Source organism: Mesorhizobium sp. B2-3-4, assembly GCF_006442315.1.
GTDB lineage: Bacteria > Pseudomonadota > Alphaproteobacteria > Rhizobiales > Rhizobiaceae > Mesorhizobium.
This window is the reverse complement of the sequence record NZ_VFVY01000009.1, coordinates 51,407-66,759: the sequence shown is the minus strand read 5'-3', so window position 1 is coordinate 66,759 and position 15,353 is coordinate 51,407. Positions and strand designations below refer to the sequence as shown.

The window sequence follows — 15,353 nt, the reverse complement described above, 5'->3', positions numbered from 1 at the left end:
ATCCACTAGGGGGTGTGATGAACGATGGCCAACGAAGCGATCCAAGAGGGCAATCCCTCTGATCAGTTTTCGATATTTTCTTCTCAAAATGCGAAGATCAAGTACACCTACAACAAGATTAGAGAAGTAAAATCGTATCGGGTCGGAGAGCTTTTTTCAGCTTACCGTGACATATTGTGGGATGACGGGCGGCATAAATACAATGTCAGCTCCTTTATCGGCGAGATAGATGAGATTCTCCTCGGGGAGCGTTTCAGCGCCTTTGACCAGAGTACCCTCGACAACCTTATCGCCACCTTGCGCCAGCGCGGCAACAGCAACGCAACCATCAATCGAAAGATGGCTGCCCTCAGCAAACTGCTGCGCAAGGCTTACAAGATGGGAGATATCCACAGCCTGCCCGAGTTCCGCCGCCAGAAGGAGCGGGCGGGACGGATTCGTTTCCTCGAGCGGGACGAAGAGGCCAGGCTGTTCGCCGCCATCAGGGCCCGCAGCGAGGATGCCTACAGGCTTTCCGTTTTCCTGGTCGACACCGGATGCCGCCTCGGCGAAGCGCTCGGGCTGATCTGGAACGACATCCAGGAACATCGCGTCTCCTTCTGGATCACCAAGTCCGGCCGCAGCCGTACGATTCCGATGACCGAGCGCGTCAAGGAGGTTATCAAACTGCCTCCGAGCGAAGGGCGCCGGCCGAAGGGACCGTTCACGACATTCAGTCAGGCCCAGTACCGTGCCATCTGGAACGACGCGAAGGCTGAAGTTGGGCTCGGCGCCGACGACCAGGTCGTCCCGCACATCCTGCGCCACACCTGCGCTTCGCGCCTCGTCCAGGGCGGCATCGACATCAGGCGCGTGCAGATGTGGCTAGGTCACCAGACCCTGTCGATGACGATGCGCTACGCACATCTGGCAACCAATGACCTTGATGGCTGCGTGGTCGTTCTGGAAAAACCGCGCGGCGAGCAGCCGGTTGGCGACGCCGAAGGCTCCGTATTCTCCTCTCCCGTGACCACGCCTTCCCCCGGGAAGGCAGTGCGGAAAAAGGCCGATGCGGAGAAGATGGCGCCGAAAGCGCCTCGGAAAAACTCCAAAGCCAAGTAGGCCGGGTAGACTGCCCGATACTATGAGTGCCGCCTCAAGACCTAATCTGGTCTTGAGGTTGCTTGGTGCTTTTGTCTGCCTCTGCTTTATCTAGAAAGCGTGCGGTGTCCCGGGGCAGGCTTCCGGTTTCCAGGAACGGCGCGTGCCCCTGGTCTGGAACCGTGATTGTCTCCGCACCAGGATGACGCTTTCGCATCTCTTCCAGCGTTTCAGGCGACAACAGCCGCGAATTTGCGCCGCGTATGACGAGCAGCGGGATGCCCGCCAACGCATCGAACTGCTGCCACAGAGGCGGCAATGGTTGCGACAGGTCGAGAGCCGTGACCGTGTCGACCAGCTTCGGATCGAAATCGGGCACCAGCCCCTGATTCGTCTCGCGATAGATCGCGCCCACCATCCGCTCCCAATCCTCACCGGTGAGCGCGGAAAAATCCTGGCCGTGAACGTTGCGCTGGGCGTCCACCGCCTCGGCGAGGGTTTTTGGCTTCGGCGCGCGGTCGAGATAGGACTTGATGTGGGCGAGACCGGCGGGTTCGATCACCGGCCCGATGTCGTTGAGCACAATGGCTTTCAGCGCCGCAGGCTGCATCGCGCCAAGCACATGGAGGATCAACCCGCCCCGCGAGGTGCCGATGAACGCCGCCTGTTCGATCCCCAGCGCCGCCAGGCCGGCAAGGATGTCGCCAGCCTCGATGCCGACATTATAGTGGCTGACGTCGGGATCATGGGCCGACTGCCCGCGTCCGCGATAGTCGAAAGCGATGACCTTGCGTGCCACGGAGGATGACGTCGAGAGATGGAGCGCGAGCTCGTGAAAATCCCGCGCGTTGCGCGTCAAGCCAGGCAGGCAGACGACCGGCCAATGCGCGCGATTGCCTTCACCGTAGACACGCGCATGAAGTCTCAGCCCGTCCGGCGCGGTGTAGAAGAAGTCGCTGAAGTCCGGATTGCTCGACATGGAACGGGCTCCTTGGCCGCAGGCTCGTCCATGAACTGCTATAGAGGGCGGCCGGGAGCGTCAAACGGGAAGGCCGTTCCTGTCTTCGCCTGCGGAGAGAAAAAGTCTCAGCCGCGCCCGTTCACGAGATCGCCGACGATGTCGTACTTGCCGGAAATACGCATCTTGTAGACCTCGTAATTCTCCATCACCCGCTGCACGTAACTTCTTGTTTCCGTGTAGGGAATCCGCTCAATCCAGTCCACCACCGCATCGATGTCCTTGCCGCGGGGGTCGCCATATTTCGCCACCCACTGGCTTGCCCGGGTCGGGCCGGCATTGTAGCCCGCGAAGGTCAATACGTAGGAGCCGTTGAAGCGATCGAGCTGTTCGCCCAGGAATGCCGAGCCAAGCGTCGCATTGTATCCGGCGTCGGTTGTTAGCCTGGTCTGCGAAAACTGCAATCCGGCCTTTTTCGCCAATTGCTTTGCGGTTCCCGGCATCAGCTGCAGCAGTCCGCGCGCTCCCGCGCTGGACACGGCGCCGATGTTGAATTCGCTTTCCTGGCGGGCGATCGCATAGGCGAGCGCCTTGCCCGAACCTGAAATATTGGCCGAATCGGGAATGACGCCGAGCGGATGCGACAGCGCGCCGACATCGATGCCGCGCGCCCCGGCGATCTTGCCGATTTTCAGCGCCATAAAATGGTTGTCCTGCTTTTCCGCAAGGACAGCGAGCAGCGCCAGTTCACCCGGACTGGTCAATTGCCCGGCAAGGTCGCGATAGAGCGTTTCGGCATAACGGTCGTAACCGGCTTCCTGCAGGCGCTTGATTGCGCTGACGGCCTCGCGGCCGGCAAAGGTCTGCCGGTCGGCCGCACTTGGCTGGGGATAGACGATGTTGAGCGCCTGCCGGCCGACGCGTTCGGCGGCCAGTTGGCCGTAAAACGTGGTGCCGTAGGTCGCAGCGCGCCCAAAATAGTCCTTGGCATTGCCGGGGCCGCCGACTTCCGCCGCGCGGCCGAGCCAGTAATAGGCGCGCGACAGGGTCATCGGCCCCTGGGCAAGGTCGGCGATGCGCGCGAAATGCGTTGCGGCGAGCTTGGGATCGTTGAGACCACGCAGCGCATACCAGCCGGCATGGAACTCGGCCTCCGCCGCATTGGCGGCGCTTTCGGCAGTGTGCGTGGCGACTATTTTATAGGCGGTCTTCATGTCGCCCTGGTCGACGAGTTCGCGCGACAGCACCCGGCGTTCGACCCACCAGGCGTCCGGATCGACCAGGGATTCACGGTCTGTCGGCGCCTTCATGACAACTGCGGCGGCACCCGCGAAATCCTCCTGCTTGCGCAGATATTCGGCCTGCGTGAAGAAATAGCCAGCCGAACGCTGCGCCACCGGCACCGCCTTCAGCAGTTTGGCGGCATTCTTGTCGCCCTTGTCGGCAGCCACCCAGGCGTCGGCAAGCTGCTGGGCGCCGGCAAGGCCTGCGACACGCAAGGCGGAATTCACCCGGTCGGCATAGAACATGCGCTCCATGCGAAAACGGTGATCCGCGGCAGGTATGAGATTGCCGAACTCCTTGATCAGAGCCGTCTCGTCCTTGGCTTCCAGGATCGCGGTCCGCCAGAACGGCGACAGCACCGATCGCGCCGCCTTGGCATTGCCGGACGAGACATAGGCGCGCGCGAGAACCATCACGCCTTCGAATGTCTGCGGCTGGCTGCCATCGAATGCCTTGAGGGCGACGTCCGCCGCCGGATTCTCGCGGTAAAGCGCGCGCTCGCTGTTCTTCCGCAACGCAACCGTGCCGGGCCAGTTGGGCAGCATCTTCGCGGCCTCCGCGATGTCGCCGCTCGGGACCTTGTCGCCCCCATAGAGCGCGATCGCCCAAGCCAGTATGTGCTGGTCTAGCGATTGTGCCGGCAGCGCGTCGCGCACGCCGCGGGCGCCGCCAATATCGCCAGCGGCCAGTGCATCCAGTCCGCTCTTCAAGAGCGCGACGCCGGGCGAGGGGGCCTGTGGTGCCTTGTCCTGTACACCGGGCACAGGAATGGCCGAGGTGACCCGGACATCGACGCTGCCGCTGATCGCCACGCCGGGCATCAGCGCGGCGATGGCGCCAAGAAGCGCGAACAGGTGGGGCCGACCGGTCGGCATCGTCTCGGTGTCTTTCCTTAATCCAGCATTTTACCAGCAGGCGAAGCAGCCCCGAAGCCTAAACTTAGGTCGTGAAGGGCTCGTAAACAAAGGGTTATCGAGGCCGTTCGAATTACGCTTGCTGGCACCATGGCAATGCTTGCCGCGCAACAATGTCGAGACTATGGTGCGCGGCTTCGCTTTCGGTTAGAAGGCGCGACCGACAAAACACCGATGCATGTCGCCCAGAGTGGATACCGTTTTTGGGGCAACGACTGTATAAACCGACAAAGTCCCAAGGAGTTGGACGATATGCTGAGAGGCTCGCTTACTGCGCTCGTGACACCGTTCGAAAAGAGCGGGCGTTTCGACGAGAAAGCCTTTCGCGCCTTCGTCGCCTGGCAGCTCGGGGAGGGCACGACGGGTTTGGTTCCCGTGGGCACGACCGGCGAATCGCCGACGCTGTCGCATGACGAGCATCGCCATGTCGTGAAGGTCTGCATCGAGGTGGCCAAGGGCCGCGCTCCGGTTGTCGCCGGTGCCGGTTCCAACAACACCGAGGAAGCCGTGGGGCTTGTGCAATACGCCGAAAAGGCCGGCGCTGACGCGGCACTTGTCGTCACCCCTTATTACAACAGGCCGACGCAGCGCGGTCTCTACGAGCATTTCGCCGCCGTCGCCAGGGCGACCAAGCTGCCGATCATCATCTACAACATCCCGCCGCGTTCGGTGATCGACATGATGCCGGAGACGATGGGCCGGCTGGCCCATGACTTCAAGAACATCGTCGGCGTCAAGGACGCGACCGGCAAGGTCGAACGTGTCTCCGAGCAGCGCATGACCTGCGGCAAGGATTTCATCCAGCTTTCGGGCGAGGACGCCTCGGCGCTCGGCTTCAACGCGCATGGCGGCGTCGGCTGTATTTCGGTGACGTCGAACGTCGCGCCGCGGCTCTGCGCCGAGTTCCAGGAGGCGACGCTTTCCGGTGACAGCGCGAAGGCGCTGGAGTTGCAGGACCGTCTCTTGCCACTGCACAAGGCGATCTTCCTGGAGCCGGGGGTGTCCGGCGCCAAATACGCTCTGTCGAAGCTTGGCAAGGTCGAGAACGTGCTGCGTTCGCCGCTGGTGACCGTCGAACCGGCGACGGCCGAGAAGATCGATGCGGCCATGAAGCACGCCGGCTTGATTAATTAGGGATGAGGCGCCACCTCTCCACATTATGAATCAAGTCAGAAAAGCCGATCCCAACAACAAGACCGTCGCGGAAAACCGCAAGGCGCGGTTTTCCTACGAGGTGCTCGACACGATCGAGGCCGGCCTTGTGCTGACCGGCACCGAGGTCAAATCGCTGCGCCAGGGGCAGGCCAACATCCAGGAGAGCTACGCTTCGGTCGAGGGCGGCGAGATCTGGCTGATCAATTCCTATCTGCCGGAATATCTGCAGGCCAACCGCTTCAACCACGAGCCGCGCCGGCGGCGCAAACTCCTGCTCAACAAGCGCGAGATGGCGAAACTGTCGCAGAGCATCGAGCGCGAAGGCATGACGCTTGTGCCGCTGAAAATCTATTTCAACGACCAGGGCCGCGCCAAGCTCTTGCTTGCCGTTGGCCGCGGCAAGAAGCTGCATGACAAGCGCGAGACCGAGAAGCAGCGCGACTGGTCGCGCGAAAAGGGCCGGCTGCTTAAGGAACGCGGATAATCAGGTGACAGCCTGAAAAAGCCGATAGTCGGGCTTCGACGATCGAACGATCGGCAAGTCCAACAGGGGATGGTCTTGAAGAAGCGGATTGTTCTCTGGGGCCTGGCCGGTCTTGCTCTGGCATGTGTCGTTGCCCTGGGCGCATTGACGTATTTCCACACCTACTCTCCCGACCGCGGCAAATATCCGGTCAGGGGTATCGACGTTTCCCATCACCAGGGCCAGATCGACTGGCGGCGTGTTGCCGCCGACGATGTGGCTTTCGCCGTCATCAAGGCGACCGAGGGCGGCGACCATGTCGATGATGCCTTCGCCGGCAATCTGCGCGAAGCCCGCGCCGCCGGGCTCGCCGTCGGCGCCTATCATTTCTTCACCTTCTGCCGGCCGGGCGCCGACCAGGCCAGGAATTTCATTTCGGTGGTGCCGCACGATCAGCCGTTGCTGCCGCCGGTGGTCGACATCGAGTTCGGCGGCAACTGTCCGCAGCGCCCTTCACCCGAGCAACTGAACGCCGAGCTCGAGGCCTTCCTTGGACCCGTCGAGGCTGTGTTCGGCAAACCGGCAATCGTCTATTTGACCGACGAGGCCGAGGCCGCCTATGCCGGGCGGATCGCCGCGCGCCCGCTGTGGCTGCGCTCGCTGCTCATCGAGCCGGACCGGCGCGACTGGATCTACTGGCAGTATCACAACAGGGGACGCGTGGACGGCATTGAGGGGGACGTCGACCTGAACGTTCTGCAGGGCGGGCCGGAGAAACTGGCGGCGCTGCTTGCCGCCACACCTTGATGCAGGTGAACCCGTTACGATCCAGCTGATGTCGGAACAGCCAGAGTTTCCCTGGTGCCGCGTCGACCCATCGCTGAATACAACATCCCGCCAGCCATGATGGCGATGGCCCCGCATTGAATCGCGAGCGGCGTCTCGCCAAGCACGATCATGCCCACCATCACGGTGGCGATCGGCACGCCCGGCAGGAACAGCGAAGCCGCCTGCGGGCCTAACTGGTCGACGATGTAAGTATAGAGGAACATTGCCGCAGCGCCTGCGAGCAGGCCCTGGATGACGATCTGGCTGACGATCTCGGCACCCGCGGCCGCTTGCAGGCCGCTTGGCGCAAAAAACCAGAGCAGCGGCAGCGGCAGGCATGACAAGATCACCACTGTCGCGGTCGCAGTGATCGGTTCGACGCGCCATCGCTGCACAAGGGCGGCATAGGCGGAGAACATCACACCCGATCCGATGAACAGCAGATCGCCGAAGAGGGCACCGCCAGTGCCGCCGCGCGCCGGTACGATGAACAGCAGCAGCCCGGCGATGATCGTGACGACACCGACGACACGCTGCCGCGAAGCTCTTTCCCTGAACAATGACAGCAGGAATGAGAAGAAGACGATCGAAGCGGGGCAAAGTGCTGCCGCATGAGCGGCGGGCGCGTGGGTCAGGCCCCAGTTGATGATAAGGGGGTAGGGCAAACCGGCCAGGGCCGCCAATGCCAATCCACGCCGCCAGCCCAGCGCGGTCACGGTTGCCAGGCCGCGCCACCAGACGATCGGCAGGAACACCGCACCGGCACCGGCAAAGCGCAGGCTGGCCATGTCGGTGGCCGTCAGATGCTCTCTCAGGCTGAACCGCGCGGCCACGAACTGCGCCGCATAGATGCCGATCATGGCAAGGCCGGCGATGACCGCCAGCCTTGCGTTTACCGTGTCTCGCGCGTCCGCCATGTCAGTTCAATACCATGTCAGTTCAACACCATGTTCATGCCGCCAGGGCGAGACAATCCAGGCCTTGCGATGAAGCGCAGCCTATTGTCGAAACGGCGGCGACAAAATACGCTGTTTTTCGCATTTTAAAGTGTAATTCACGCAAATTGGGTGCCGCTAACGTGAATCCTGAGCCCGTCGATCTCGATGCCGTGGACCGCAGTCTTCTGCGGCTGCTACAAGAAGATGGTCGCCGCACCACGCTTGACTTGGCGGCGCGCGTCGGCCTGTCGCCGACCGGCGCCAGCCAGCGCGTGAAACGCCTGTTTCGCGAAGGGTTCATCACCGCGGTCAGGGCGGTGCTCAACCCGGCAAAGATCGGCCGCGGCACGCTCGTCTTCATCGAGGTGCGGCTCGACCACGCGGCCCCGCATATCTTTGACCGCTTCGCCGAGGCGGTCGCAAAGGCGCCTGAAGTTCTGGAATGCCACATGGTCGTCGGCGGCTTCGACTATCTGGTGAAGGCACGCATCGCCGAGATGGCCGACTACCAGGATTTCCTCAAACGCGTCATCCTGCCGCTTCCCGGCGTGAGGGAGACACATACCTACGCCTCGATCGGCGACGTCAAACCGGATGCCCTGCTGCCGGTGTGAGCGGGCACCCGGGATCATGGGCTCCCGTGCTCAGTTCTCCAGGAATGCGGCGATCTCGCCGAAAACCCTGACGAACATCGCTTCGGTCAGCACACCCGTATTGGTGTTGTAGCGCGAGCAGTGATAGCTCGAAAACAGCCTGATGCCGCCGGCTTCCACCTGGCCGCCATGCTTGAACGGATAGGCCGCGACGCGCCCGCCCAGCGCCCGTACCGTCGACTGGTGCGCGATCGACCCCAGCGCCAGCACGGCGCGCAGGCTCGGAAAACGAGCGATCGTCGGCACCAGGAATGTCCGGCAGGTGGTGATCTCGGCACCGACCGGCTTGTTCTCCGGCGGCACGCAGCGCACCGCGTTGGTGATTGCCGTGCCGACGAGTTCCAGCCCGTCATCGGGCCTCGCCTTGAATTCACCGCGTGCAAAACCGTGCGCGATCAGCGTCGAATAGAGCAGGTCGCCGGCATAGTCGCCGGTGAAGGGGCGCCCTGTCCGGTTGGCGCCGCGCAGGCCAGGCGCCAGGCCGACGATCAGAAGCTGGACGGTTTCCTCACCACCCTGTGGCAGGAATGTCGGCACCGGCGCGTTGAACCAGGACGGTTCACGCTGCCGCCATTCGGCGATAAAGTCATGCAGCCGCGGGCAGAGCGGGCAGTCGCGGTCCGGTTCGGTCGAAAGGACGGCCAAGTCGGCCGCCTCAGTAATCGTCCTCGTCGACCTCGGCGGGTTCCGGCCGCCGTACGGGCCGCTCGGAGGGATCGCGGCCGACTTCGTTCTTGAGCGTGGTCAGATCGATGAAATGGTCGGCCTGGCGACGCAGGTCGTCCGAGATCATCGGCGGCTGCGAGGCCATGGTCGAGACGATCGACACCTTGCGGCCACGCCGTTGCAGCGCCTCGACCAGCGTGCGGAAGTCGCCATCGCCTGAAAAGATGACATAGTGGTCGACGACATCGGCGAGTTCCAGGGCGTCGACCGTGAGCTCGATGTCCATATTGCCCTTGATCTTGCGACGGCCGGTCGAGTCGGTGAATTCCTTGGCCGGCTTGGTCACCACTTTGAAGCCGTTATAGTCGAGCCAGTCGATCAGCGGCCGGATCGAGGAGTATTCCTGGTCCTCGACCAGCGCGGTGTAATAGTAGGCGCGCAGCAGGTACCCACGTTTCTGGAAGCTCGCCAGAAGCTTGCGATAGTCGATGTCGAACCCGAGTGCGCGCGAGGTGGCGTAGAGATTGGCGCCGTCGATGAACAGGGCGATTTTTTCACGAGGGTCGAACATGAGAAAATTCCTTTTCGAAATAACTGGCCGTCTAACGAAATGCGGTAGCGACTATCGGTCAGGCCCATAAAAACCGGCCGACCATCACCAACCGGAATAACGCCAGTTTGGCGGCAATCCAAGGGCGCTTGGCGGCACTGCAAGCAATTGTGATCGGCGTGCGGAACTCATGGCCGGGGCAGGGTTTGCCAAATCCGCGGTTTGAAGGAGGGATTGAGTGTCCTTCAGGCCCACCTTGCCATGATGCTTGTATTTTGGCGTCGTTCGGGTTATGGACCGCGCCTGTTTTCCGTCACATCCAGGCATGAAAGGGGCAATCCATGGCCCGCGTAACCGTTGAAGATTGCATCGACAAGGTCGACAACCGCTTCGAACTGGTGCTTCTGGCCGGCCACCGCGCCCGTCAGATCAGCCAGGGCGCGCAGATCACCGTGCCGCGCGACAATGACAAGAATCCGGTCATTGCGCTGCGCGAAATTGCCGACGAGACACTGTCGCCCGACGATCTCAAGGAAGATCTGATCCATTCGCTGCAGAAGCATGTCGAGGTCGACGAACCCGAAGCCGACGGCGAAGTGATCGCCGACCAGACCGGCGGTGCCGTTGCCGCCGCCGACACCGACGACGCCGAGGACAACATCGCCTTCGATCGCATGACCGAGGAAGACCTGCTGGCCGGCATCGAAGGTCTGGTGCCGCCGGAAAAGAGCGACGACTACTAAGCAACGCCCTGGAGGCGCCTGGAACAATCTTCCGGCCCTTCCGTATCGACAATTTCGTGGCTATCTATGACATGCGCCGTACAACAGTGCGGCGCATGATTCATTTCATCGCTGTGAGAATCCGCCCATGATGCGTCAGTATGAGCTTGTCGAGCGCGTGCAGCGCTACAAGCCTGACGTCAACGAGGCGTTGCTCAACAAAGCCTATGTCTACGCCATGCAGAAGCATGGCCACCAGAAGCGTGCCTCCGGCGATCCCTATTTCTCGCATCCGCTCGAAGTCGCCGCGATCCTCACCGAAATGCACATGGACGAGGCGACGATCGCGGTTGCCCTGCTGCATGACACAATCGAGGACACGACCGCGACCCGCGCAGAGATCGATGAGCTATTTGGGCCCGAGATGGGCAAGCTGGTCGAGGGGTTGACCAAGCTGAAGAAGCTCGACCTCGTCTCGAAGAAGGCCGAGCAGGCGGAAAATCTGCGCAAGCTGCTGCTGGCGATCTCGGAAGATGTCCGCGTGCTCCTGGTCAAGCTCGCCGACCGGTTGCACAACATGCGCACCCTCGACCATGTGCCGGAGGCCAAGCGCCTGCGCATCGCCGAGGAGACGATGGACATCTACGCGCCGCTGGCCGGGCGCATGGGCATGCAAGGCATGCGCGAGGAGCTGGAGGAGATCGCCTTCCGCTACATCAATCCGGAAGCCTACCGCGCCGTTACCGCCCGGCTCGCCGAGATATTCGAGCGCAACAAGGATGTTCTGTCCGAGATCGAGAAGGCCCTTTCGGGTCTGTTCGAGAAACATGCCATCAGGGCCGGTGTCAAAAGCCGCCAGAAGAAGCCGTGGTCGGTGTTCCGCAAGATGGAGGCCAAGGCGCTGTCTTTCGAGCAGTTGTCCGACATTTTCGGCTTCCGCGTCGTGGTCGACACCGTCGAGGACTGCTATCGCGCGCTCGGCGCCATCCACACCACCTGGTCGATGGTGCCCGGCCGGTTCAAGGACTACATCTCGACGCCGAAGCAGAACGATTATCGTTCGATCCACACCACCATCGTCGGTCCGTCACGTCAGCGCGTCGAACTGCAGATCCGCACCCGCGAGATGAACAAGATCGCCGAATATGGCGTCGCCGCCCATTCGATCTACAAGGACAATGGCGGCAAGACGAACGGCGCCGGCCATGCGATCTCGAAGGAGACCAATGCCTACGCCTGGCTGCGGCGCACCATCGAGCAGTTGGCGGAGGGCGACAATCCCGAGGATTTTCTCGAAAACACCAAGCTGGAACTGTTCCAGGACCAGGTGTTCTGCTTCACGCCGAAAGGCATGCTGATTGCCTTGCCGCGCGGCGCCACGCCTATCGATTTCGCCTATGCGGTGCACACCGATGTCGGCGACACCTGCGTCGGTGCCAAGGTAAACGGCCGCATCATGCCGCTGATGACGGAATTGAAGAATGGCGATGAGGTCGAGATCATCCGCTCCAAGGCGCAGGTGCCTCCGGCTGCGTGGGAATCGGTCGTCGTCACCGGCAAGGCACGCGCCGCTATCCGCCGCGCCACCAAGAATGCCATCCGCAAGCAATATTCCGGCCTTGGCGCGCGCATTCTGGAGCGGGCTTTCGAACGGGCCGGCAAGACCTTCACCAAGGAAAGCCTGAAGCCCGTGCTGCACCGGCTGGCGCGCAAGGATATAGAGGATGTGCTGGCGTCCGTCGGTCGTGGTGAACTGGCTTCGACGGATGTCATGAAAGCGGTCTACCCGGACTACAAGGACGAGCGCGTTACCTCAGCTGCCCCCAAGCAGCGCGAGGAGGGCTGGTCGAAGATCCGCAACGCCGCCGGCATGCTGTTCCAGATTCCTGGCCGTGCCGCGCGCAAGGACAAGGACCAGCCGCGCGACGGCGCCGTGCCGATCCGTGGCGTTCGCGGCGATCTGCCGGTGCGTTTCGCGCCCGAGGGTGCTGTCCCTGGGGACCGCATCGTCGGCATCGTCCAGCCGGGTACCGGCATCACCATCTATCCGATCCAGTCGCCGGCGCTGCAGGCTTTCGACGACCAGCCGGAACGCTGGATCGATGTGCGCTGGGACATTGACGAGCGCACCAAGGAACGGTTTCCCGCGCGTGTCTCGGTCACTGCCATCAACGCGCCGGGCTCGCTTGCCGACATCGCCCAGGTCGTAGCCGCCAACGACGCCAACATCCATACGCTGTCCATGGTGCGCACCGCGCCCGATTTCACCGAAATGCTGATCGATCTCGAGGTTTGGGACCTGAAGCATCTCAACCGGCTGCTATCGCAGCTCAAGGACAATTCGAGCGTCAGCGATGCGCGGCGCGTCAATGGCTAGCGAGAAGCCAATCAGGGGGATGAGATGAACACCGACGAAGTGCTGGGCATATTCCGTGAGGCTGGCGCTGTTCTGGAGGGTCATTTCATCCTGACGTCGGGCCTGCGCAGTCCGGTCTTCCTGCAGAAGGCACGCGTCTTCATGCATGCCGACAAGACCGAGCGCTTGTGCAAGGCGCTGGCCGACAAGATCCGCGCCGCGGTACCAGGCAAAATCGACTATGTCGTTGGGCCGGCCATCGGCGGCCTTATCCCGGCTTACGAAACCTCGCGCCACCTTGGCGTGCCGGCGATCTGGGTGGAGCGGGAAGGGGGCGAGTTTCGTCTCCGCCGCTTCGAGATCGACCGGGGCGTCCGTGTCGTCATCGTCGAGGACATAGTCACCACCGGTCTCTCGATCCGCGAAACCATCGATTGCCTGCGAGAACTTGGCGCCGAGGTCGTCGCGGCCGCGTGTATCATCGACCGTTCGGCCGGCAGGACCCAGGTCGGGGTGCCGTTGATCGCGCTTGCCGAATATGAGGTCCCGGCCTATCCGCCGGACAGGTTGCCGCCCGAGCTTGCCGCCATCCCGGCCGTCAAGCCCGGCAGCCGCAATATCTAGGCAAACAGCCATGATCGCCGGCATCGATCATTTCGTGCTGACGGTCCGCTCGGTCGAGGAGACGTGTGCCTTCTATGAGCGTGTGCTTGGTTTGAAGCGCCTTGATGAGCCGCGCCGGCCGACAGCGCTGCTGTTCGGGTCGCAGAAGATCAATCTGCATGAGATCAGCCGCACTTTCGAGCCAAAGGCCACAGCACCGACAGCCGGCTCCGGTGATTTCTGCCTGGTCGCGGCCCGGCCGCTTGCTGAAATTTGCGCCAACCTCGAAGCCAACGGCGTGGCAATCGAAACCGGTCCGGTCGAGCGCACCGGCGCGCGCGGCGCGATGATGTCAATCTATTTCCGCGACCCCGACGGCAATCTCGTCGAGGTCAGCGAATATAAGGGATAGAAGTCCTTTTATTCGAGCTCGAACCGCATGGCGCAACGGCGGTTCACCGGCAAGCCGTGCGCGGCTTCGCCACGCAGCAGATCGGCAAGCCGTTGATCAACTTCAATGTCTTTGAGAATGCGAAACCCGATCTTGCCGTAGAACGGCGCATTCCAGGCGATATCGCGGAACGTGGTCAGGGTGATTGCCGCGAGACCGCCCCGTCTGGCGTCTTCGATCGCGCGTTCGAGCAAGGCGCGCCCGATGCCTTGGCCTTGCAGGTCCAGGCGTACGTCGAGCTCCCAGATATGCAGTATCCCGCCGTCGATCTCGGCACTGAGCAGGCCGACAGGGCGATCGCTGCCGTCGGTGGCGACAATACACGCGCCTTGCCGGATCAGGCCGCGATGCCGTTCGGCGCTGACATTCTCCCCGTCTGCCAGCCAGGCAAGCTCCGGGACCGCGCGGAATGCTTGCCCGGCCGACTGTTCGATGTCCGGTAGCAACTCGGCGTCGTGTTCGCGGGCAGGCCGTATCGTGATCATCAGAACTCTCTGTTGCTCCCGTCCTCAGTTTCGCCTCAATGGCGCTCTTGTTACCTGCCTGCGGCAGACCATCGCGGCGGCGTTTCATTGTTCCGCGGCGTGGCAATCGCTATATCAAAGTCGTTGTTGCCTTTCCGCGCCCTGGAAGCGCAAGATAAAGCTGTCGCGCCTGGCCAGGAATGGTCGCAATGGTGCTGATGAACCGGGAATTGGAACAGAGTGCTTTTTCGTCGCCGCAAGCCTGACGGCCTTCTGGAGCGTGTGCGTACCTATCTATGGCCGCGCCGTTCGTTTTCGCGCTCCCTGCAATATTTCTCCAAGCGCATCCTGCGGCTGAAGGCCACCCCACACGCCGTGGCGGCCGGCGTCGCGGCCGGTGTGTTTGCTTCGTTCTTCCCCGTGGGTTTCCACTTCATCATTGCCGCCGTCCTCTGCTGGATGATTGCCGGCAATCTGGTGGCAGCCGCTCTCGGGGCCGTCTTCTTCGGCAATCCGTTGACCTTTCCGATTCTGTGGGGCGCGTCCTGGGAGACCGGCAAGCTCATCCTGCACGATCGCCTGCCAGCACATGGTCCGCCGGCGCAGTTGGGCGAGATGATGCACAAGCTCTCATTCGCCAAACTATGGCATCCCGTCCTGGAGCCGATGCTGATCGGCGCGGTGCCGCTCGGGCTGGTGTTCGGCCTCGTGTTCTACGGCATCACGCGCTGGGGCATGAATGTCTTCCGCGAGCAGAGGCGCAAGCGGCTGGCCGAGCGCGCGAGCCGCCGTCAGCAGTCGCCGCACCCCGGCGGAAGTGTCGGTTCCGCCGCCCAATGATCATCGGCATCGGCAGTGACCTGATCGACATCAGACGCATCGAGAAATCGCTTGAGCGTCATGGTCCGCGCTTCGTTCAGAGAATCTACACCGAGGTGGAACAGGCGCGTTCGGAGAACCGGCGTGCCCGCGCGGCCTCCTACGCCAAGCGGTTTGCCGCCAAGGAGGCTTGCGCCAAGGCACTGGGGACCGGTCTGGCACAAGGGGTTTTCTGGCGGGACATGGGGGTCGTCAACCTGCCCAGCGGCGCGCCGACGATGGCACTGACCGGCGGCGCGCTGGCGCGGTTGGAAAAGATACTGCCTCGAGGCCATCGGGCAATGATCCATCTCACCATCACCGATGATTTCCCGCTCGCTCAAGCCTTTGTGATCATAGAGGCGGTGCCGGTCGAAGAAGCGCCACATTGATTGCATCTGACGACCGGC

Annotated in this window: 17 protein-coding genes; 11 read left to right on the top strand and 6 right to left on the bottom strand. The window is 62.5% G+C overall.

Translation table 11 applies throughout. The features are described 5' to 3' along the window. The first annotated feature begins 24 nt into the window (after positions 1–24). Positions 25–1,101 (top strand): site-specific integrase, encoded by a 1,077-nt coding sequence (locus FJ967_RS15495; RefSeq protein WP_140732694.1) that lies wholly within the window; start codon positions 25–27, stop codon positions 1,099–1,101. A gap of 34 nt (positions 1,102–1,135) precedes the next feature. On the opposite strand, the gene FJ967_RS15490 is transcribed toward FJ967_RS15495, so the two are convergent. Together FJ967_RS15490 and FJ967_RS15485 are read right to left on the bottom strand one after the other, a co-directional pair. Next, positions 1,136–2,059, bottom strand: a complete 924-nt coding sequence (locus FJ967_RS15490) for an alpha/beta hydrolase (RefSeq protein WP_140732693.1) — start codon at positions 2,057–2,059, stop codon at positions 1,136–1,138. 107 nt (positions 2,060–2,166) lie between these two features. Next, on the bottom strand, positions 2,167–4,197 hold the full coding sequence (locus FJ967_RS15485; protein ID WP_140732692.1) for a lytic transglycosylase domain-containing protein: 2,031 nt from the start codon (positions 4,195–4,197) through the stop codon (positions 2,167–2,169). Positions 4,198–4,488: 291 nt separating this feature from the next. On the opposite strand from FJ967_RS15485, the gene dapA reads away from it, so the two are divergent. The 3 genes from dapA (at position 4,489) to FJ967_RS15470 (ending at position 6,661) form a co-directional block, all read left to right on the top strand. Continuing rightward, positions 4,489–5,370 carry a 4-hydroxy-tetrahydrodipicolinate synthase gene (gene dapA / locus FJ967_RS15480; protein ID WP_140732691.1) on the top strand — a complete coding sequence of 294 codons (882 nt, stop codon included), beginning with the start codon at positions 4,489–4,491 and terminating at the stop codon, positions 5,368–5,370. Positions 5,371–5,395: 25 nt separating this feature from the next. After that, positions 5,396–5,875, top strand: a complete 480-nt coding sequence (smpB, locus tag FJ967_RS15475; protein WP_140732690.1) for an SsrA-binding protein SmpB — start codon at positions 5,396–5,398, stop codon at positions 5,873–5,875. Between the two features lie 75 nt (positions 5,876–5,950). Further along, positions 5,951–6,661 (top strand): GH25 family lysozyme, encoded by a 711-nt coding sequence (locus tag FJ967_RS15470; protein WP_140732689.1) that lies wholly within the window; start codon positions 5,951–5,953, stop codon positions 6,659–6,661. Positions 6,662–6,675: 14 nt separating this feature from the next. Here the strand turns inward: FJ967_RS15470 and FJ967_RS15465 are convergent, their stop codons facing one another. Continuing rightward, positions 6,676–7,599: a DMT family transporter gene (locus tag FJ967_RS15465; RefSeq protein ID WP_140732688.1), complete on the bottom strand. Its 924-nt coding sequence runs from the start codon at positions 7,597–7,599 to the stop codon at positions 6,676–6,678. A 161-nt stretch (positions 7,600–7,760) separates the two neighbouring features. Here FJ967_RS15465 and FJ967_RS15460 point away from each other — a divergent pair, with 161 nt between their 5' ends. Further along, a complete protein-coding gene (locus tag FJ967_RS15460) occupies positions 7,761–8,234 on the top strand; it encodes an Lrp/AsnC ligand binding domain-containing protein (RefSeq protein ID WP_140732687.1) in 474 nt (157 codons plus the stop codon). Positions 8,235–8,264: 30 nt separating this feature from the next. Here the strand turns inward: FJ967_RS15460 and FJ967_RS15455 are convergent, their stop codons facing one another. Both FJ967_RS15455 and FJ967_RS15450 read right to left on the bottom strand, forming a co-directional pair. After that, on the bottom strand, positions 8,265–8,918 hold the full coding sequence (locus tag FJ967_RS15455) for a uracil-DNA glycosylase (protein WP_140732686.1): 654 nt from the start codon (positions 8,916–8,918) through the stop codon (positions 8,265–8,267). 10 nt (positions 8,919–8,928) lie between these two features. Beyond that, positions 8,929–9,510: an NYN domain-containing protein gene (locus FJ967_RS15450; RefSeq protein WP_023762095.1), complete on the bottom strand. Its 582-nt coding sequence runs from the start codon at positions 9,508–9,510 to the stop codon at positions 8,929–8,931. A 320-nt stretch (positions 9,511–9,830) separates the two neighbouring features. Here FJ967_RS15450 and rpoZ point away from each other — a divergent pair, with 320 nt between their 5' ends. From rpoZ to FJ967_RS15430, 4 genes are all read left to right on the top strand, one after another. After that, positions 9,831–10,232 carry a DNA-directed RNA polymerase subunit omega gene (rpoZ, locus tag FJ967_RS15445; protein ID WP_140732685.1) on the top strand — a complete coding sequence of 134 codons (402 nt, stop codon included), beginning with the start codon at positions 9,831–9,833 and terminating at the stop codon, positions 10,230–10,232. 127 nt (positions 10,233–10,359) lie between these two features. Then, entirely contained in the window at positions 10,360–12,588 is a 2,229-nt protein-coding gene (locus tag FJ967_RS15440) for a bifunctional (p)ppGpp synthetase/guanosine-3',5'-bis(diphosphate) 3'-pyrophosphohydrolase (RefSeq protein ID WP_140732684.1), read from the top strand. A 24-nt stretch (positions 12,589–12,612) separates the two neighbouring features. Continuing rightward, the gene (pyrE, locus tag FJ967_RS15435) at positions 12,613–13,191 is read left to right on the top strand and encodes an orotate phosphoribosyltransferase (protein WP_140732683.1); all 579 of its coding nucleotides are present in this window, start codon (positions 12,613–12,615) and stop codon (positions 13,189–13,191) included. A gap of 10 nt (positions 13,192–13,201) precedes the next feature. Next, positions 13,202–13,582 carry a VOC family protein gene (locus tag FJ967_RS15430; protein ID WP_140732682.1) on the top strand — a complete coding sequence of 127 codons (381 nt, stop codon included), beginning with the start codon at positions 13,202–13,204 and terminating at the stop codon, positions 13,580–13,582. 8 nt (positions 13,583–13,590) lie between these two features. Here FJ967_RS15430 and FJ967_RS15425 read toward each other — a convergent pair whose 3' ends face one another. Then, a complete protein-coding gene (locus tag FJ967_RS15425; RefSeq protein ID WP_140732681.1) occupies positions 13,591–14,106 on the bottom strand; it encodes a GNAT family N-acetyltransferase in 516 nt (171 codons plus the stop codon). A gap of 219 nt (positions 14,107–14,325) precedes the next feature. On the opposite strand from FJ967_RS15425, the gene FJ967_RS15420 reads away from it, so the two are divergent. Together FJ967_RS15420 and acpS are read left to right on the top strand one after the other, a co-directional pair. Continuing rightward, positions 14,326–14,925: a DUF2062 domain-containing protein gene (locus FJ967_RS15420; RefSeq protein WP_140732680.1), complete on the top strand. Its 600-nt coding sequence runs from the start codon at positions 14,326–14,328 to the stop codon at positions 14,923–14,925. Further along, the gene (gene acpS / locus FJ967_RS15415) at positions 14,922–15,335 is read left to right on the top strand and encodes a holo-ACP synthase (RefSeq protein WP_140732679.1); all 414 of its coding nucleotides are present in this window, start codon (positions 14,922–14,924) and stop codon (positions 15,333–15,335) included. The genes FJ967_RS15420 and acpS overlap by 4 nt, the downstream gene beginning before the upstream one ends. Positions 15,336–15,353: the final 18 nt, after the last annotated feature.